10 protein-coding genes and 1 riboswitch are annotated in these 19,516 nt (G+C 73.5%); of the genes, 6 read left to right on the forward strand and 4 right to left on the reverse strand.

What is annotated here, in order from left to right:
- Nucleotides 1–4 precede the first annotated feature (4 nt).
- Nucleotides 5–193, forward strand: a riboswitch (cobalamin riboswitch).
- Nucleotides 194–307: 114 nt separating this feature from the next.
- Nucleotides 308–3,931 (forward strand): cobaltochelatase subunit CobN, encoded by a 3,624-nt coding sequence (cobN, locus tag J2S55_RS34980; protein ID WP_370879726.1) that lies wholly within the window; start codon nucleotides 308–310, stop codon nucleotides 3,929–3,931.
- A 123-nt stretch (nucleotides 3,932–4,054) separates the two neighbouring features.
- Here the strand turns inward: cobN and J2S55_RS34985 are convergent, their stop codons facing one another.
- Nucleotides 4,055–4,579, reverse strand: coding sequence for a TetR/AcrR family transcriptional regulator (locus tag J2S55_RS34985; protein WP_306869761.1), 525 nt, complete (start codon nucleotides 4,577–4,579; stop codon nucleotides 4,055–4,057).
- 116 nt (nucleotides 4,580–4,695) lie between these two features.
- On the opposite strand from J2S55_RS34985, the gene J2S55_RS34990 reads away from it, so the two are divergent.
- The 5 genes from J2S55_RS34990 (at nucleotide 4,696) to J2S55_RS35010 (ending at nucleotide 7,728) form a co-directional block, all read left to right on the forward strand.
- Complete coding sequence (locus J2S55_RS34990; RefSeq protein WP_306869762.1) at nucleotides 4,696–5,937, forward strand: FAD-dependent monooxygenase; 1,242 nt, start codon at nucleotides 4,696–4,698, stop codon at nucleotides 5,935–5,937.
- A 219-nt stretch (nucleotides 5,938–6,156) separates the two neighbouring features.
- Nucleotides 6,157–6,282, forward strand: a complete 126-nt coding sequence (locus tag J2S55_RS34995) for a hypothetical protein (RefSeq protein ID WP_306869764.1) — start codon at nucleotides 6,157–6,159, stop codon at nucleotides 6,280–6,282.
- Between the two features lie 5 nt (nucleotides 6,283–6,287).
- The gene (locus J2S55_RS35000; protein WP_306869765.1) at nucleotides 6,288–6,629 is read left to right on the forward strand and encodes an ArsR/SmtB family transcription factor; all 342 of its coding nucleotides are present in this window, start codon (nucleotides 6,288–6,290) and stop codon (nucleotides 6,627–6,629) included.
- Entirely contained in the window at nucleotides 6,626–7,087 is a 462-nt protein-coding gene (locus tag J2S55_RS35005; RefSeq protein ID WP_306869767.1) for an SRPBCC family protein, read from the forward strand. Before J2S55_RS35000 ends, J2S55_RS35005 begins: the two co-directional genes overlap by 4 nt.
- A gap of 47 nt (nucleotides 7,088–7,134) precedes the next feature.
- Complete coding sequence (locus J2S55_RS35010; RefSeq protein WP_306869770.1) at nucleotides 7,135–7,728, forward strand: TIGR03086 family metal-binding protein; 594 nt, start codon at nucleotides 7,135–7,137, stop codon at nucleotides 7,726–7,728.
- Nucleotides 7,729–7,897: 169 nt separating this feature from the next.
- Here the strand turns inward: J2S55_RS35010 and J2S55_RS35015 are convergent, their stop codons facing one another.
- Genes J2S55_RS35015 through J2S55_RS35025 form a run of 3 tightly spaced genes read right to left on the reverse strand, consistent with a single transcriptional unit; the run spans nucleotide 7,898 to nucleotide 19,423 of the window.
- Nucleotides 7,898–8,989, reverse strand: coding sequence for a TauD/TfdA family dioxygenase (locus tag J2S55_RS35015; protein WP_306869771.1), 1,092 nt, complete (start codon nucleotides 8,987–8,989; stop codon nucleotides 7,898–7,900).
- Nucleotides 8,986–14,409: a non-ribosomal peptide synthetase/MFS transporter gene (locus J2S55_RS35020; protein WP_306869772.1), complete on the reverse strand. Its 5,424-nt coding sequence runs from the start codon at nucleotides 14,407–14,409 to the stop codon at nucleotides 8,986–8,988. Before J2S55_RS35020 ends, J2S55_RS35015 begins: the two co-directional genes overlap by 4 nt.
- A 43-nt stretch (nucleotides 14,410–14,452) precedes the next feature.
- Nucleotides 14,453–19,423 (reverse strand): non-ribosomal peptide synthetase, encoded by a 4,971-nt coding sequence (locus J2S55_RS35025; protein ID WP_306869774.1) that lies wholly within the window; start codon nucleotides 19,421–19,423, stop codon nucleotides 14,453–14,455.
- Between the last annotated feature and the right edge of the window lie 93 nt (nucleotides 19,424–19,516).

The following is a 19,516-nucleotide window of genomic DNA, read 5'->3' on the forward strand; positions in this document are numbered from 1 at the left end:
TTTCTTGCAATGAGCGGGGCTGCCGTAGTCTGATCGTTGGCGACGGCAAGGGAGGAAGCCGGTGTGAAACCGGCGCGGTCCCGCCACTGTGACCGGGGAGCGAACCCCACTCAGGCCACTGTCCGGAGACGGACGGGAAGGCCGGGGGGAGCATCGATCCGGGAGCCAGGAGACTCCAGCCGTCGTAGCCGACGACGACCCGGGGCGAGGACCCCGAGGGAGGAAGCCCTGTGCGCTTTTCGCCGTTCCCGGGCCACCCCGTGGCCCCGCCGAGCCGTACCACGCCGCCTCCGCGGGGGTGCGGCGCGTGATCCTCCTGCTCTCGACCTCCGACACCGACCTGCTCAGCGCCCGCGCGAGCGGCGCCGGCTACCGGCTGGGCAACCCCGCCCGGCTCGCCGCGGCTGACCTGCCGCCCCTTCTCGACGGCGCCGACCTGGTGGTGGTCCGGCTGCTCGGCGGCCGCCGCGCCTGGGAGGAGGGCCTGGACGCCCTGCTCGCCGGGCCCCGGCCCGTCGTCGTGCTCGGCGGTGAGCAGGCGCCCGACGCCGAGCTGATGGAGCTGTCCACCGTTCCCGGCGGGGTCTGCGCCGAGGCGCACGCCTACCTCGCCCACGGCGGCCCGGCCAATCTCACCGAGCTCCACCGGTTCCTGTCCGACACCCTGCTGCTGACCGGGCACGGGTTCGCCGCGCCCGCCCCCACCCCCGGCTGGGGGGTGCTGGAGCGCGTGGCCCGCCGTGAGGACGGGCCGGTCATCGGCGTGCTCTACTACCGGGCCCACCACGTCGCCGGGAACACCGCGTTCGTGGAGACCCTCTGCTCGGCGGTGGAGGACGCGGGAGGCCGGGCACTGCCCGTCTACTGCGCCTCGCTGCGCAGCGCGGAGCCCGGCCTGCTGGAGGTCCTCGGCACGGTGGACGCCCTGGTGGTGACCGTGCTCGCGGCCGGCGGCACCCGCCCGGCCACCGCGTCGGCCGGCGGCGACGACGAGGCCTGGGACGTCGGCGCGCTCGCCGGGCTGGACGTGCCGATCCTGCAGGGCCTGTGCCTGACGAGCAGCCGGTCCACCTGGGAGGACAGCGACGACGGCCTGTCCCCGCTCGACGCGGCGACCCAGGTCGCGATCCCCGAGTTCGACGGCCGGATCATCACGGTGCCCTTCTCCTTCAAGGAGATCGACGACGACGGGCTGACCGTCTACGTCGCCGACCCGGAGCGGGCCTCCCGGGTGGCCGGCATCGCGGTACGGCACGCCGCGCTCCGGCACATCCCGGCCGGTGAGCGGCGGATCGTGCTGATGCTGTCGGCCTATCCCACCAAGCACTCCCGGATCGGCAACGCCGTCGGCCTGGACACCCCGGCGAGCCTGGTGCGGCTGCTGGCGGTGATGCGTGAGCGGGGCTACGACATCGGCGCCGAGGGCGAACTGCCGGGCGTGACCGAGCAGGACGGCGACGCGCTGATCCACGCGCTGATCGCGGCCGGCGGGCAGGACCCCGACTGGCTCACCGAGGAGCGGCTCGCCGGCAACCCGGTGCGCATCGCGGCGGGCCGGTACGCCGAGTGGTACGGCACGCTCCCGGCGGACCTGCGCGCCGGGATGGAGGAGCACTGGGGGCCCGCGCCGGGCGAGCTGTTCGTGGACAGCTCGCACGACCCGGACGGCGAGATCGTGCTGGCCGCGCTGCGCGCCGGGAACGTCGTGGTCATGGTGCAGCCGCCGCGCGGCTTCGGCGAGAACCCCATCGCGATCTACCATGACCCCGACCTGCCGCCCAGCCACCACTACCTGGCGGCCTACCGGTGGCTGGCCGACGGCTTCGGCGCGCACGCCGTGGTGCACGTGGGCAAGCACGGCAACCTGGAGTGGCTGCCCGGCAAGTCGGCCGGGCTGTCGGCCTCCTGCGGCCCCGACGCCGCGCTCGGCGACCTGCCGCTGATCTATCCCTTCCTGGTCAACGACCCCGGCGAGGGCACCCAGGCCAAGCGCCGCGCTCACGCCACCCTGGTCGACCACCTCGTCCCGCCGATGGCCCGCGCCGACACCTACGGTGACATGGCCCGGCTGGAGCAGCTTCTCGACGAGCACGCCTCCATCGCCGCGATGGACCCGGCGAAGCTCCCCGCGATCCGCGCCCAGATCTGGACCCTGATCCAGGCCGCCCGGCTCGACCACGACCTGGGCATCGAGGACCGCCCGCACGACGCCGAGTTCGACGACTTCCTGCTGCACGTCGACGGCTGGCTGTGCGAGGTCAAGGACGTCCAGATCCGTGACGGCCTCCACGTGCTGGGCGCCGCCCCGGAGGGCGGGACCCGCGTCGACCTGGTGCTCGCGATGCTCCGGGCCCGCCAGATGTGGGCGGGCGCGGAGGCCCTCCCCGGGCTCCGCGAGGCGCTGGGCCTGACCGAGGAGGGCACGGCCGGCCGGATCGGCACGGACGGAGCCGAGACCCTCGCCCGGGCGCTGGTCGAGGCCATGGAGGAGCGGGACTGGGACCCGGCCGCCGCCGGCGAGGCGACCGCCGCCGTCCTGGGCGCGGCCCCTTCCCCGGCTCAGGCCACCACGGCCGACTCCGGGCTGGTGGAGCGGATCCTGCGGTTCGCGGCCGCCGAGGTCGTGCCCCGGCTGGCGCGGACCACCGACGAGATCGACGCGATCCTGCACGCCCTCGACGGCGGCTACGTCCCGGCCGGGCCGAGCGGGTCGCCGCTGCGCGGGCTGATCAACGTGCTCCCCACCGGCCGGAACTTCTACTCGGTCGACCCCAAGGCGGTGCCGAGCAGGCTCGCCTGGGAGACCGGGCAGGCGATGGCCGACTCCCTCCTGGAGCGCTACCGGGCCGACACCGGCGACTGGCCGCGCTCGGTCGGGCTGTCGGTGTGGGGGACCAGCGCCATGCGCACCGCCGGGGACGACGTGGCCGAGGTGCTGGCCCTGCTCGGCGTGCGGCCCGTGTGGGACGAGGCGTCCCGGCGGGTCACCGGGCTGGAGGCGATCCCCGCGGCGGAGCTCGGCCGTCCGCGGGTGGACGTCACGGTCCGGATCAGCGGCTTCTTCCGGGACGCGTTCCCGCACGTGGTGGCCCTGCTGGACGACGCGGTACGGCTGGCCGCCGGGCTGGAGGAGCCCGCGGAGCTCAACTACGTCCGGGCGCACGTGCTGGCCGACCGGGAGGTCCACGGCGACGAGCGCAGGGCCACCATGCGGATCTTCGGGTCCCGGCCCGGGGCCTACGGCGCTGGGCTGCTGCCGCTCATCGACAGCCGCAACTGGCGCGACGACGCCGACCTCGCCGAGGTCTACGCGGTGTGGGGCGGCTTCGCCTACGGCCGGGGTGTCGACGGGGTGCCCGCCAGGCAGGACATGGAGGCGGCCTACCGGCGGATCGCGGTGGCGGCCAAGAACGTCGACACCCGCGAGCACGACATCGCCGACTCCGACGACTACTTCCAGTATCACGGCGGCATGATCGCCACCGTCCGCGCCCTGACCGGGAAGGCGCCGGCCGCCTACATCGGCGACAGCACCCGCCCGGACGCGGTCCGCACCCGGAGCCTGTCGGAGGAGACCTCCAGGATCTTCCGCGCCCGGGTCGTCAACCCCCGCTGGCTGGCCGCCATGCGCAGGCACGGCTACAAGGGAGCCTTCGAACTCGCCGCCACCGTCGACTACCTGTTCGGCTACGACGCCACCACCGGCGTGGTCGCCGACTGGATGTACGACAGACTGGCCGCGACCTACGTGCTGGACCAGGAGAACCAGGACTTCCTGGCCACGTCCAACCCGTGGGCGCTGCACGGCATCGCCGAGCGCCTGCTGGAGGCGGCGGAGCGGGGCATGTGGGAGCATCCCGACCCCGACGTCCTGCGCGGCCTCCAGGAGGTCTACCTCAAGTCCGAGGGAGATCTGGAGGACGGCGCCTGATCCCGCGGGGGCGGCTCTCCGGCCGCTCCCGCCCGCCGGTGACGCCCGCCGGTGACGTGTCAGGGCCGCCCGCGAGGAGTGGTCCGCGCGTCGGGAGGCCGGCGGCCGCGCCCTCCGTGGTCCTCAGATGGCGAGGACGGTCAGCGCTGCTTCCACGGCGGCGGCCTTGACCTCGTCGAACGGAAGGTCGGCGTGTTCCACCACGCAGTCCGACATGCCGCCGAGCGCCACGGTCGTGTGGATCCGCGCGGCGTTGGAGGGAGTGGGGCCGAGCAGGAGCGTGGTCAACCGCTTGCGCCACGCCCACATCCGGTCCATCAGGTCGAGCTCGACCAGCGTGGCGGGCGCGTGCAGGACCATCATGATCACTTCCCGGTGCCGCCAGACGAGGTCGAAGTAGTCTTCGAGCAGCCGCCGCCCGTCTCCGGGCTCGCGCTCGGCCACGAATCTCTCCAGATCGTCGATGAGCGGCTGGATGATGCTTCTGACCAGGTCTTCCCTCGACTCGAAGTGGTAGTAGAGGGCCGGTTTGGTGATGCCGAGCCGGTCGGAGATCTGCTTCAGGCTGGTGTTCTGCACGCCCTGCTCCAGGAAGAGCTCGCGGGCCACCGCCTGGATGCGCGTCTTGGTGTCCGAAGGCCTCGTCATGGAACCAAGCGTAGCGCTTACCTATCGTTAAGTAAGCCCTTGCGTCCAATTGTGATCCGTGCTTACCTATCGTTAAGTAAGTAGCTTACCTTCCGTTAAGTAAAAGAGAGTGGCGCATGCGCATCCTCATCTCCGGCGCCAGTGTCGCCGGTCCCGTCCTGGCCTACTGGCTCAACAGCTACGGCTCCGCCGTCACCGTGGTGGAGCGGGCCCCCGCGCTGCGCAAGGCGGGCGGACACGCGGTCGACCTGTTCCGCCCGGCGATGGACATCATCGACAAGATGGGCCTGATCGAGCCGGTCCAGGCCAGGAAGACCGGCACCGAGTGGCTCTCGTTCCGCACGGAGAACGGCGATCGCCCGCACGGACTGGAAGTCGGCAAGCTGATGAGCGTCGTGTCCGACCGGCACGTCGAGATCATGCGGGACGACCTGGGGGAGATCCTCTACGAGGCCACCCGGCACGACGTGGAATACCTCTTCGGCGACTCCATCGCCGCCATGGCCGAGACCGCCGACGGCGTCGACGTCACCTTCGAGCGAGGTCCCGCCCGCAGGTTCGACCTGGTGATCGGGGCCGACGGACTGCATTCCAACGTCCGGCGCCTGGTCTTCGGAGAGGAGTCGCGCTTCTCCACCTGGATCGGGGCCTACCTGGCGGTCATGTCGATCCCCAACTACCTGGGGCTGCGCGACCGCATGGACGGGATCACGGGTGTGAACAGGATGGTGGGCGTGTACGGCGGAGCGCACATGGACGACGCCCGTGCGGTCTTCATGTTCCGCCCCGCCGCCGAGCTCGACTACCACTACCGGGACGTCGACCGGCAGAAGGAGCTGCTGCGCCGGCAGTTCGCCGGGATGGGCTGGGAGGTGCCCCGCCTGCTGGGCGAGGAGCTGGAGCGCGCCTCGACGTTCTACTTCGACTCGGTCACCCAGCTGCGCATGGACACCTGGTCCCGGGGACGGGTGAGCCTGGTCGGCGACGCCGGCTACTGCCCGGGCCCCGCGGTCGGCGGCAGCACCAGCCTGGCCGTCGTGGGCGCCTACGTCCTGGCCGGCGAGCTGGCCGAGGCCCGCGGCGACCACACGCGGGCGTTCCCGGCCTACGAGCGGGAGATCGGCGACTACGTGCGGCGCAGCCGTACCTTCGCCGTCGGCGCCGCCAAGCGGCTCATCCCCGACACCCGCCTGGGCCTGTGGGGCCTGATCCAGGGAGTGCGGCTGGTCAACCACGTCCCCACGCCGATCGCCCGCGCCCTGGTCGGTCTCGGCGGCAGGGGCGTGCGGCTGCACGACGAGGTCGCGGTGAAGGACTATCCGCGGGGATCCGTCGTGAGGACGGACGCCACCGGGTGACCTCCGTCCTCGTGGCGGGTCGAGCGGCGCGGTCGCGGCTCGGCGTCCTCGCGGCCACCGCTCTTGACCGGCGGTCGCGGCACCCGGAGCCGGCCCTGACGGGGGAGCCGGTGGGCGGGGGCGGGCCGCGAGGTGAAGGGGGACCTGGTGGCGGCACTCCGGCCGGCCGGAGGCGCGACAGGCTTGATAGGTAGGAAATTTCCTACCTATAGTGGAGGGGTGAACATCACACACGCCAAGATCGTCACGCTGCCCGTCTCCGATCAGGATCGGGCGAAGGACTTCTACGTCGATCCGGACGGCAACGGCTCCGTGCTCTCCGCACCGGCCCCTTCCCGCCTCTGAATCCCGTGCCGGCCGTCGAGGCGCACGGTGAGAGGGTCTTCGCGGCGCTGGCAAGCCCGGTGCGCCGCGAGGTTTTACGGCTGCTGCGCGAGGCCGGCCCACAGCCCGTCACGGAGCTCGCCGCCCACTTCGCCATGGCCCGCCCGAGCTTGTCGGAGCATCTTCGGGTGCTGCGGGAGGCCGGGCTGGTCAGCGAGACCAGGTCGGGCCGCCGGCGCCTGTACCGGCTCGAGGGCGCCGCGCTGTACGAGGTGCAGGAGTGGCTGAACCCGTTCGAGCGGTTCTGGCGCGAGAAGCTGCGCGACCTGCACGATCTGCTCGACACGATGGATGACGACGAGCCGTGACCGATGATGATCTGACCGTTGTCCGCGTCGACCAGTTCCTGGCGCATCCGCCGGCGAAGGTGTGGCGGGCGCTGACGGAGCCGGACCTGATCGCCCGGTGGCTGATGCCGGGCGACTTCCGCCTGCAGGTCGGCCACCGCTACACCATGCAGGCCCGAGCCGTGCCGGCCACCGGTTTCTCCGGCACCGTCCAGGCCGAGGTGCTCGCCTTCGAGCCCGGAAGTATGCTGCGCATCGGCTGGCGCGACGCCGACCGCTCCGGCCCCGGCGGCGCGGACTGGACCATCACCTGGACCCTGCGGCCCGAAGGTCGTGGAACCCGCCTGTTCCTCGTCCACGAGGGCTTCGACCCCGATGACCCGATCCAGCAACGTGCCCGCACCGTGATGGGCGGCGGCTGGCGTTCCATGGTCGTGCACCGCCTGGACGAGGTGCTGCGCCACCTTTCACCGAGCTGATCCGACTTCACCCGACCCGCCCGCCCCGCGACGACAGGTGCTCCTTCATGTCCGAAATCGCCGACCGCTACGCCCGCCTCGCCGCGGACTTCCTGGCCCGCGTCCAAGCCGTCCCCGAGGACCGGTGGAACGCCAGGAGCCCGTGCCGGGACTGGACGGCCCGTGACGTCGTCGCGCACGTCGTCAACGGGCACCGCGGCATCCTCGCCGCCGTGCACGGCGTCCCGCTCGCCCCCGCGCACGGCGTCGGCGTCTCGCCCATGGCCGAGGCCCCCGCCGTGCGGCCGGGCGCCGACCTGGCCGCAGCCTTCATCGCCTGCCGCGACGACATGCTCGCGACGCTCCGCGATCCCGCCCTGGCCACCCGGCGTCTGCCCGGCGGCCCGCTCGGACCGGTCCCGCTGGAGCAGGCCGCTGACGTGATCGGCTCCTTGGAACTGCTGGGGCACACCTGGGACCTGGCCCGCGCCACCGGAGGCGACGAGGCGCTCGACCCGGACGCCGTCACCCGCACCCACCGGGCGCTCATCCCCCACCACGCGGCGCTCCTGGCGACCGGCGCGTTCGAGGCGAGCGTCCCGGCGCCCTGCGGCGCCGACGCCCAGACCGCGTTCCTCCGCTTCATCGGACGCCGCCCCTGACCTCCACCGGCGCCGTCGCCGCTCCTGGGCGGTCAGCCATGACCTTCTGAGGGCGCCTTGCGTTGAAAGTGAACCGCGCCGCCGGCGCCCCGGACGGCCCGCCGCGGCGCCCCGGACGGCCCGGCCCCGGCGGCCGGTCCGTCCGGCCTGACCGGCCCGCACGGCCCGGTCAGGAGCGGCGGCCGAACCAGCGGCGGGCCTTGCCGGGTTTGGCGGCCGCCCCGGCTCCGGCTCCGGCCCCGGCTCCGGCCGCGGCCCTGGCGTAGCCGGCCTGCGGCTGGACGGTCGGGGCGCAGTCGTCCAGGGCGACCGGGTCGCCCATGGTGACCACGATCTTGCGGGGCCCCTTGAAGGACTCGCGGGCGTGCGCGGCGAGGATGTTGTCGACGATCAGGAGATCGCCCGGCCGCCACGTCTCCCTGACCGTCGCCTGGCGGTAGGCCGCGTCGATGGTCTCCACATCCTCCCTGGAGATCGGCTCGCCGTCGCCGTAGGCGGTGTTGAAGGGCAGGTTGCCGTGTCCCAGATCCTCCAGGAACACCTCGCGGACCTCCGGGTCGAGCGCCCACTCGTTCCAGAAGACCGTGTGGTTGAACCAGACCTCCTCGCCGGTCCCGGGGTGGCGGATGGTCGCCGAACGGCGCTGCACGGTGCGCAGCCGGTCCTCGCCCACCCACTCGTGGGCGATGTGGTTGGCCGCGCAGTAGGCGGCGACCTCGTCCCGGTCCTCGGTGCCGAAGGCGGTGCGCCAGCCCAGGCTGATGTGGTCGCCGTAGTTGCGCACCAGGGACCAGCCGTGCGCGCGGAACCGGTCGGCGAGCGGCTGCGGGATGCCCTTGAGCACCTTGCGCACGTCGGTCACCGGGGTCGCGCCCCCCTCGTCGGGGGCGACCAGGCAGCCGAACATCAGCAGCCCGGGGAAGTTGAGCGCGTAGCTGTTCTCGTTGTGCGGGCGGATCGCCTGGGACGGCGGCAGGTCGGTGGAGGAGTAGACGTCCTTGCCGAAGTGGCTGCGCGGGGTGGCCTTCTCGACGTATCCGGCGAGCTTGGAGACCAGGGCGTCGCGGACCTCGGCGAAGTCCTCCACGCTCTTGACCGGCAGTCCCCGCAGGTAGAGGGCGCCGTGCTCGTCCAGTCCCGCGCGGATGGCCGCACGGCTGCCGCGCAGCCACTCGCAGGTCTCGCCCAGGTCCGAGCCGTGGGCGTCGGCCGCGGCGGGGCGGCCGTCCCTGACCTCCCAGGCGATGGTGGTGGTGTTCACGATGCGTGGGTCCTTTCCAGCTCTTCGATGCCGATGAGGTCGTCGGGCTTGGCGTCGGGCACCTCGTCGTCGAAGCGCGCGAGGGCCGCGATCCGGGTGCCGGCGAGCACCAGCAGGGTGATGCCGAGGCCGCACAGCAGGTAGAGCAGCCCGATCCCGCGCCCGGGCCCGGTGCCGATGAGCGCGCCGACGGTGCTCGCGAGCGGGCCGTCGGCGGCCATCAGCGGGTCGAGGAGCGGGCCGGCGAACGGGGCGATGACGCCGAAGCCGATCGGCACGGTGGCCGCGGCGATCATGGTGTTGACCGCGATGATGCGGCCCTGGAAGCGGTGCGGCACCTTCACCTGGATGATCGTCATGATCGTGCCGTTGATCAGCGCCAGCGCGAAGGACATGCCGAAGGCGCCGGCGCCGATCAGCCAGAGGCTGGGCCGCAGCCCGGTCAGCGCGCCGGCGACCGCCAGCAGCATCGTCGCGGCGACCGCGCCGCGCAGCCGGCGGTGGGTCGGGCCGCCCCACAGGCTCATGACGACGCCGCCGGTGACCGCGCCCGCGCCGGCCGCGACCGCCACCGCGCCGGCCGCCTGGAGCGTGGCGAAGGACAGCACGAGCGGCGAGACCATGACGAACATGGGCGCGAGGAAGAGGTTCACACCGGCGAAGAAGAACAGCATGGCGCGGAAGCCCCGGTGCCCCAGCGAGAACCGGAAACCGCCCGCGATCTCGGCGGAGATCGGCTCGCGGCGGCGCAGCCCCAGCGTGGTGGGGAACTTCACGAGCAGGACCACGACGACGGCGAAGGCGTAGGCCGCCACCTGGATGGTCAGGATGCCCTCCAGCCCGATCGCGGCCAGCAGCCCGACCGCGATGAGCGGGACCAGGAACTGGGCGGTGCCGATCGCCAGCTGCACGATGCCGTTGGCGTGCCCGAGATAGCGCTTGGGCACCAGCTGCGGGATCGACGCCTGGTAGGCGAGCCGCTGGAAGGTCACCGAGACCGAGACGAGGGCTATCAGCGCGTACAGCGGGGCGACCGTGAGCCGGCCGGTCAGCAGCAGGGCGAGCATCACCGCCTGCGAGAGGCCCGACACCAGGTCACCGGCGATCATCACCCGCCGCCGGTCGTAGCGGTCGACCACCGCGCCCGCCAGCGGGGCCACGACGATCCCCGGCACCAGGGCGAGCAGCGCGATGAGCCCGAAGTGGGCCAGCGACCCGGTGACCGTGTAGATCCAGATCGGCACCGCGAACTCGGTGAGGGCCGATCCGGTGAGCGAGACCAGCTGGCCCAGCGCGACGGGCAGGAACCGCCGCATGCTCGGCTCGCGCTCCTCCCGTACGGCCCGCCGCTCCACGGTGTCCTGGAGCCACCAGGTGCCACCCGCCTCGCGCGAGTGCGCCTCCCGCCAGGCCGCGTCGGCGGTGTGGACGCCGGTGAGGATCTGGGCGAGCTCGTCGGCGCGGTACTTGGGGAAGAAGTGCCCGGCCTCGTCGATGACGACCAGCGACGAGGAGTCCGACAGCACGCACCATTCCTTGAAGCGCTCCTGGTAGAACTCGGTGCTCGGGTCGCGCTCGCCGACCACCGAGACGATCGGCGCCCTCAGCCGGGGCTGTTCGGTGCTCAGCAGCCTGGTGAAGTGCTCCTCGGCCATCCGGCCGTCCTCGCGCATCAGCTCGACGGTGAAGGCGACCTGTTCCTCGTCGAGCCCCGACATGTCGCCGCCGAGCGCGCGCAGCTCCGCCGCGACCGTGCGGGTGCCGTGCAGGCGGTCGTTGACCAGCCTGCTGAGCGAGCCCAGGAAGCGGCCTTTGGGCCGGGCGAAGGGGAAGATGCCGCCCAGGTAGAGGGCGTCCAGCTCGCGTCCCGACGCCTCGATGCGCTGGGCCAGCTCCACGGCCAGCGCGCTGCCCGGGGCGCAGTGCCCGTAGACCACGATCGGGCCCTGGACGTGCTCGGTGATCTCCTCGACGCAGCGCCTGGCCACCTCCTCGTAGGACAGCTGCCCCTCCTCGCCCGGCTCGCGCCCGGGGGCGGCGACCGCGTAGAGGGAGTAGCCGGCGGGCATCGCGTCGGCGAGCGCCTGGTAGACGACCGCGTTGGCGCCGCCGTACGGCACGCAGATGACCGAGCCGGCGCGTTCCCGCGGATCGACGGGACGGGTCAGCTCGGCCAGTATCCGGCGCGGCGCGGCCGTCTCCCCCCGCCGTTCGGTGACGAGCCCGGCCAGCTCGGCGACCGTGGGGTGCTTGAACATCTCCAGCACGCCGATCGGCGGCCTGCTGTCCGGGAAGGTCTTGCGCACCCGCGCCACGACCTGGGTGGCGAGCAGCGAATGGCCGCCGAGGTCGAAGAAGTTGTCGCCGGTGCCGACCGTCTCCAGGTCGAGGACGGCCGCCCAGATGGCGGCGATGGCCTCCTCGGTCGGGTCGGCCGGGGCGGTGTGGTCCGGCCGCTGGTCCAGGCGCTCGGGCTCGGGGTCCGGCAGCGCCCGGCGGTCCACCTTCCCGTGGGCCTGGAGCGGGAAGCGGTCGAGCCAGCCGAACCGGCCCGGGACCATGTACTCGGGGAGCCGTTCGAGCAGGTGCGCCCGGAGCTCGGCCACCGGGGCCTCCACCGCGCCCGGCTCCTTCTCCAGCCACGCGACGAGGCGGTCGCCGCGCAGGTCCACCACGCCCTGGACGACTCCGGGGAGCGTGCCGAGCGCGGCCTCGACCTCGCCGAGCTCCACCCGGTAACCGCGGATCTTCACCTGGTGGTCGGTGCGGCCGAGGAATTCCAGGCGCCCGTCGTCGAGCCTGCGGACCAGGTCGCCGGTGCGGTACATGCGCGTCCCGGGCTCGCCGTACGGGTCGGCGACGAAACGCTCGGCGGTCAGGGTCGGACGGCCGAGGTAGCCCCGGGCCAGGGTGTCGCCGCCGATGTAGAGCTCGCCCGCGACGCCCGGCGGGACCAGGCGCAGCGTCCGGTCCAGCACGTAGACGCGGGCGCCGGGGAGCGGGCGGCCGATGGGCCAGGCCGTGCCGGCCGCCGGCGCCCCGGGGTCCACCCGCTCGGTGGTCACCGCGACGACCGTCTCGGTGGGGCCGTAGCTGTTGAAGATCGCGCAGCCCGCGCGGGAGGCCAGCTCGCGGACCCAGGCGGTCGGCGACGCCTCGCCCGCCAGGATCAGCGCGCGGCGCGGCAGCAGCCGTCCGGGCTCCACCTCCGCGCCCAGCGCGGCCAGGTGGGAGGGCGTCATCTTCAGATAGTCGAGGTCCCGCACGGCCTCGGCCAGCTCCGGTCCGGAGCCGCGGCGGGGGAGCTGGTGGAGGGTACCGCCGCCGGTGAGCGGCAGGTAGAACATCAGCATGCTGAAGTCGAAGGCGAGCGACTGGAGCAGGCCGAAGGTGGCGCCGGGCACGATGTCGTAATCCTCGCGGATGTACTCCAGGTAGGACACGATGTGCCGGTGCTGGACGCCGACGCCCTTGGGCCGCCCCGTGGTGCCCGAGGTGTAGATCACGTAGGCGAGGTCGTCGGGGCCCGCGAGCGGTTCCAGCGGGCTGTCGTCGCCCTCGCCGGACGGCCGGTCCAGCTCGACGACGGAGCCGGCGAACCCGGCCGCCCGCTCGCGCAGCGCCGAATCGGTGACCAGCGCGACGGCCGACGAGTCGGCCAGCAGGAACTCCAGCCGCTCGCGCGGCTGCTCGGGGTCGAGCGGCAGGTAGGCGCCGCCCGCCTTGAGCACCCCGAGGATCGCGACGGCGGCGTCCACGGCCCCGTCCAGGCAGATCGCGACGCGGGCGTCGGGCCCCACCCCGAGGCTCCGCAGGTGCCTGGCCAGCCGGTTGGCCCGGCGGTGCAGCTCGGCGAAGGTGAGTGAGCGCTCCCCGGCGACGAGGGCGGGCGCGTCGGGGGTCCGCGCCGCCTGGGCCTCGGCCATCTCGCCGAGTGTGCGGTGCGCGGGCCGCCAGATGCGGGTGCCCGCCCAGTCGCCGAGCAGCCTCTCGCGTTCCTGCTCGTCGAGCAGCGACACCTCCGACAGGCGGTGGTCGTGGCCGGTGACGGCCTCCTTCAGGAAGCGGCGCATCGAGCGCTCGATCCGCTCGACGGTGGCCGGTTCGAACAGGTCGCTGCGGTAGGTGAACAGGCCGTTCAGGCCCTCGTCGGTCTCGGTGACGTAGAGGGCCAGGTCGAACTGGGTGATCGCGAGCGGTGGGTCGAACGGGACGACGTCCAGCCCGGCGACGGCCCTGTCCCGGCTCACCTGGCCGGTGAGCGTGAAGGTCGCCTGGAAGATCGCCGAGCGGCTGGGGTCCCGCTCCACGCGCAGGTCGTTGACGAGCTGGTGGAACGGGTAGTCCTGGTGCGCGAGCGCGCCGAGCACCGTCTCCCTGGTACGGAGCATGTGCTCGGCGACGGTGGGGTCGTCGCCGGTGCGGCTGCGCAGGGTCACCATGTTGACGAAGGAGCCGACCACCTCCTCCAGCTCGCGGTAGGGCCGTCCGGCCACCGGCGAGCCCACCGCGAAGTCGTCCTGGTCCGCGTGCCGGGCGAGCACCGCCTGGTAGGCCGCGAGCAGGGTCATGTAGAGCGTGGCGCCGTGCGAGCGGCCCAGCTCGCGCACGGCCTCGGTCAGCTCGGCGTCCCAGGTGAAGGCGTGGACCGCGCCGTCGAAGCGCTGTTCGGCCGGGCGCGGCCGGTCGGTGGGCAGCTCCAGGTCGGGCAGCCCGGCCAGCTGCTCGCGCCAGAAGGCGACGTCGGGCTCGACGGCCGGCCCGGCCAGCCGCTCCCGCTCCCACACGGCGAAGTCGCCGAACTGCACGGGCGGCTCGGGCAGCTCCGCCGGCACGCCCTCGCGGAGCCCGCCGTACAGCCTGAGCAGCTCCTCGGCCATGATCTCCAGCGACCGGCCGTCGCTGACGGCGTGGTGGACGGCGAGCAGGAGCACGTGGTCGTCCGGCCCGATACGGACCAGCACCGCCCGCAGCGGCGCGTCGGCCGCAAGGTCGAACGGTCGCAGGAGTTCCTCGCCGACGAGCTCCGCCGCCCGTTCCACGCCGTCCGCTTCGACGACCTTCAGCACAGTGGGCCCCGGCCCGTCGACGACGACCCGCGGCCGCCCGTCCTGGGTGGTGGGCAAACGCATCCGCAGGGCCTCGTGCCTGGCGGTCAGCGCCGTCAGCGCCTCCTGGAGCAGCACGGCGTCCAGCTCACCCGTCAGGCGCATGGCCAGCGGGATCGTGTAGGCGGTGTTGCCCGGAGCGAGCTGCTCCATGAACCACAGCCGCTCCTGCCCGCTGGAGGGCGGTGGCTCGGTCCCCGGGGGGCGTGGCCGGACGGTGGTGCCCGCAGCCCGGCCGCGCAGTCGTTGCGACAAGAGGGCGCGTTTGTCGGCTGAGAGGGCGACGGCGCGCTCCGACAGCTGCTCGGTCATCCGAGGCTTTTCCCTTCCTTGCTGGGACTACGGCGTTGCGGGGCTACGGGCTCTGTCCTTCGATGTCCGCGATCAGCAGCGCCTCGACGGCGTCCGCCAGCCTCTCGACCGTGGGGTTGGTGAAGACCGCGTCGACCGGTACCTCCAGGTCCACGGCGGCCCTGATCCTGGAGACGACCCTGATGGCCAGCAGCGAGTTGCCGCCGAGCGCGAAGAAGTCGTCGTGCACGCCGACCCGCTCCACCCCGAGCACCTCGGTCCAGATCTCCGTGACCAGGACCTCGGCCTCCGTCCGGGGCTCCTGCGCCACGGCGGCGGGCTCCTGCCAGGCGGGGGCGGGCAGCGCCCGCCGGTCGATCTTGCCGTTGTGGTTGAGCGGCAGCCCGTCCAGCAGGACGAAGGCCGAAGGCACCATGTAGGCGGGCAGCGTCTCCTCGGCGAAGCGCCGCACCTGCCCGGTGAGCTCCGCGTCCGCGGCGGGGGAGGGAGCGGCCGGCGGCCGGTGCGGGACCACGTAGGCGACCAGACGCCTGTCACCCGGCTGGTCCTCCCGCACCAGGGTCACGGCCTGGGCCACGGCGGGGTGGCGGGCCAGGACGGTCTCGATCTCGCCGAGCTCGATGCGGATGCCGCGGATCTTGACCTGGTCGTCGACGCGGCCCAGGTAGTCGAGGAGACCGTCGGGCAGCCGGCGGACGAGGTCGCCGGTGCGGTACATGCGCGTCCCGGGCTCGCCGTACGGGTCGGCGACGAAGCGCTCGGCCGTGAGGTCCGGGCGGCCGAGGTAGCCGCGGGCCAGGTGCTCGCCCGCGATGTACAGCTCGCCCGGCACGCCGGCGGGCACCGGGCGGAGCCTGCCGTCCAGGACGTAGGCGCGCGTGTTGTCGAGCGGACGGCCGATCGGGACGACGGCGGCGGGGGCGGTCACGTGGTGGGCGGTGACGTAGATCGTGGTCTCGGTGGGGCCGTAGCCGTTGCGGACCTCGCCGCCGGCCAGCAGGACGCGCTCCACCGCCGGCGGGGACGCGGCCTCACCGGCGATCCACAGCTCCGGGACCCGCGCGAGCACGGCCGGCGACTCCTCGGCCAGCACGTTGAACAGGCCGGTGGTCAGGAACACCGCGCTGACCTGTTCCTCCTCCAGGGCCCGGCGCAGCACCGAGGCGTCCACCGGGCCGGGCGGGGCCACGACCACGGTCCCGCCGTTGAGCAGCGGCACCCACAGCTCGTACATGGAGACGTCGAAGGAGGACGCCGTGTGGAACAGGACCCTGCGGTGCCCGGGGCCGTGCCAGAGGCGGTCGGCGGCGAAGGCGGCGACGTTGCGGTGGGTGACCGCCACCCCCTTGGGCACCCCGGTCGACCCGGAGGTGAACATCACATACGCCAGCCGGTCGGGGGCGATCTCCAGGTCCGGGTCCACCGGGTCGCTCTCCGGCCCCACCTGGACGGCCGGCAGGTGCGCGGTGAGGTCGTGTCCGGCGTAGGTCGCGTCGGTCACCAGGACCCGGGCGCGGGTCTGCTCGGTGATCCAGCGCATCCGTGCCATCGGCAGGCCGGGGTGGAGGGGCACGTAGGTGCCGCCGGCCTTGACCACCGCCAGCAGCGTCACCACCGTCTCGGCCGAGCGTTCCATCAGCACCACGACCGCCGACTCGGGTCCGACCCCGGCGGCGCTCAGCCGCCGGGCCAGCGCGTTGGCCCGCGCGTTCAGCTCCGCCGCCGAAAGGCGGACCGCGCCGCAGACCACCGCCTCGGCCTCCGGAGCCGCCGCCACCCGCGCCTGGAACAGCCGGGCCAGGTCGCCCCCGGGGATCCGGGCCGCGGTGTCGTTCCATTTCTCCAGCAGGGTGTAGCGCTCCTCCGGCGCGAGCAGCTCCACCTCGCTCACGCGGACGTCCGGATCCGCGGCCACCGCCTCCAGCAGCCGTACCAGCCGCGCGGTGATCGACTCCACCGTGCCGGGGTCGAACAGGTCGCGGGCGTACTGCACCACTCCTTCGACACCTCCGGGGACGGCGCCGGCGGAGACGTTCTCGCTGAGGCCGAACGCGAGGTCGCACTTCGCGCCGCCGAAGCCGTACAGCGAGTAGGCCGGGTCGGGCACCGCCGTCAGGCCCGGCAGCCCGGCCTCGTCGCCCGGGGTGTTGTCCAGGCCGAGCATCACCTGGAAGAGCGGAGGGCAGCCGGGGATCCTCGGCGGGTTGACCGCCTCCACCACCTGCTCGAACGGCACGTCCTGGTGCGCGTACGCCGCCAGGTCCGTCTCCTTGACCCGGGCCAGCAGCTCGCGGAAGCCCGGGTCGCCCGAGGTGTCGGTGCGCAGCACCAGGGTGTTGGCGAAGAAGCCCACCAGCTCGTCCAGCGCCCCGTCGGTACGGCCGGCCGCGGGCACGCCGATCGGCACGTCGGTGCCGGCTCCCAGCCGGGTCAGCAGCGCCGCCAGCGCGGCCTGCACGACCATGAACAGCGTGGCCTGGTTGGCCCTGGCCAGCGCGAGCAGTCGCCCGTGCAGCTCGGGCGAGAGCCGCAGGGGCACCGAGCCGCCCCGGTGTCCGGACGCCGGCGTCCGGGGCCTGTCGACGGGCAGCGCCAGCTCCTCGGGCGCCCCCGCCAGGGCCGCGCGCCAGTAGGCGGTCTGCGCGCTCACGAGACTGTCCGGGTCGGCCGGGTCGCCGAGCAGCTCGCGCTGCCACAGCGCGTAGTCGGAGTAGCGCACGGGCAGCGGTTCCCAGTCGGGGGCCGCACCGCGCGTGCGGGCCGCGTAGGCCAGGGCCAGGTCACGCCTGAGCGGGGCCAGCGACCAGCCGTCCATGGCGATGTGGTGGAACAGCAGGGCCAGCACGTGCTCGCCCGGCTCGCCGGGGGCGCCGGGCCGCAGCGCGAACAGCAGCGCCCGCACCGGCGGCTCGGCCGAGAGGTCGAAGGGGCGCAGCACCGCCTCCTCCACCGCCGCGCCGAGCCCCGCCTCGTCGGTCTCCACCACCGTCAGCTCGGGTACGGTCTCCAGCACCCGCTGCCGGGGCCGGCCGTCCTGGGCGGGGAAGACGGTGCGCAGCGTCTCGTGCCGCCACGCCACGTCCCCGAGCGCGGCCGCCAGCGCCGGCCTGTCCAGCCGCCCGGACAGCCGCAGGACCAGCGGGACGGTGTAGAGCCCGCCCGGCTCCGCGAGCTGGTCGACGATCCAGAGCCGGTGCTGGGCGAAGGAGGGGGAGGGCGGCTCGGAGGACTCCGCGCGGACCAGCGGCGGCCTGACCCCGCCGGTGCCGCCGGTCCGCGCCCGCTCGACCAGGGCCGCGAGCCCGGCGACGGTGGGCTCCTCGAAGACCGCCCTCACCTGCAGCTCGACGGAGAGTGCCGACCTGATCCCGGTCACCACCCGCATGGCCAGCAGCGAATGCCCGCCCAGGGCGAAGAAGTCGTCGTCGACCCCGATCCCCGGCGTGCCCAGCACCTGCGTGAACAGCCCGCAGAGGATCTCCTCCACCGGGGTGCGCGGCGCCGCGCCGGAGGTCGCCGTCTCGGGCGCGGGCAGCGCCCGCCGGTCGACCTTGCCGTTGTGGTTGAGCGGCAGCGCGTCCAGGACGACGAAGGAGGAGGGGACCATGTAGGCCGGCAGCGTCTCCTCGGCGTACCGGCGGACCCGCCCGGCCGGCTCGCCGGAGCCGGCGGTGCCCGGCGGGTCCTGCGGGACGAGATAGGCGACCAGGCGGCTGTCGCCCGGTTGGTCCCGTCTGGCGAGGGTGACGGCCTGGGCCACGGCGGGGTGGCGGGCCAGGACGGCCTCGATCTCGCCGAGCTCGATGCGGAAACCGCGGATCTTCACCTGGCCGTCGGCCCGGCCGACGAACTCCCAGGTCCCGTCGTCGCGGCGCCGTACCAGGTCGCCGGTGCGGTACATGCGTGATCCGGGCTCGCCGTACGGGTCGGCGACGAAGCGCTCGGCCGTGAGGTCCGGGCGGCCGAGGTAGCCGCGGGCCAGGTGCTCGCCCGCGAGATACAGCTCGCCCTCCTCGGCCGGCCGCAGCGTCTCGTCCAGGACGTGGGCGCGGACCGCCTCCAGCGGGCCGCCGATGGGGACGGCGCCGGTGAAGGGGCCGGCCACGTGGTGCGACAGCGCGAACGTCGTGGTCTCGGTGGGCCCGTAGGCGTTGCGGACGGCGCCGCCGGCGTCGAGGACCCGCTCCACCGCGGCGGGGGAGGCGGCCTCGCCGCCGGTCCACAGGTGCGGGACCCGCGCGAGCACGGCGGGCGCGTCCTGGGCCAGTACGTTGAACAGGCCGGTGGTCAGGAACACCGCGCTGACCTGTTCCTCCTCCAGGGCCCGGCGCAGCACCGAGGCGTCCACCGGGCCGGGCGGGGCCACGACCACGGTCCCGCCGTTGAGCAGCGGCACCCACAGCTCATAGGTGGAGGCGTCGAAGGCGTACGGCGAGTGCGACAGCACGCGGTGGTGGTCGCGCCAGCGCCGGTCAGCCGTCAGCGCGGTGACGTTGCGGTGGGTGACCGCCACCCCCTTGGGCACCCCGGTCGACCCGGAGGTGAACATCACATACGCCAGCCGGTCCGGGCCGATCTCCAGGCCCAGGTTCCCGTCGGCGTCATCCGGGGCCTGCGCCCCGGCGTCGGCCGTCAGGGTGGGCAGGTGCGCGGTGAGGTCGTGTCCGGCGTAGGTCGCGTCGGTCACCAGGACCCGGGCGCGGGTCTGCTCGGTGATCCAGCGCATCCGTGCCATCGGCAGGCCGGGGTGGAGGGGCACGTAGGTGCCGCCGGCCTTGACCACCGCCAGCAGCGTCACCACCGTCTCGGCCGAGCGTTCCATCAGCACCACGACCGCCGACTCGGGTCCGACCCCGGCGGCGCTCAGCCGCCGGGCCAGCGCGTTGGCCCGCGCGTTCAGCTCCGCCGCCGAAAGGCGGACCGCGCCGCAGACCACCGCCTCGGCCTCCGGAGCCGCCGCCACCCGTGCCTCGAAGGCCTCCACCAGGTCGTTTCGGAAGGGGAGCGGGTTCACGGTATCTCCAGAGCTTCATGGCACGGTGGCACGGCAGACGGAATCGATGACGGTGATGCCGGTCAACCACGCGGAATGACGGCATGCTGTGAA

The sequence above is a fragment of the Streptosporangium brasiliense genome, from assembly GCF_030811595.1.
Lineage (GTDB): Bacteria > Actinomycetota > Actinomycetes > Streptosporangiales > Streptosporangiaceae > Streptosporangium > Streptosporangium brasiliense.

Coding starts and splice junctions, on each gene's coding strand:
- J2S55_RS34985 (WP_306869761.1), bottom strand. CDS start 4,579: ATGACGAGGCCTTCGGACACCAAGACGCGCATCCAGGCGGTGGCCCGC.
- J2S55_RS34990 (WP_306869762.1), top strand. CDS start 4,696: ATGCGCATCCTCATCTCCGGCGCCAGTGTCGCCGGTCCCGTCCTGGCC.
- J2S55_RS35010 (WP_306869770.1), top strand. CDS start 7,135: ATGTCCGAAATCGCCGACCGCTACGCCCGCCTCGCCGCGGACTTCCTG.
- J2S55_RS35020 (WP_306869772.1), bottom strand. CDS start 14,409: ATGACCGAGCAGCTGTCGGAGCGCGCCGTCGCCCTCTCAGCCGACAAA.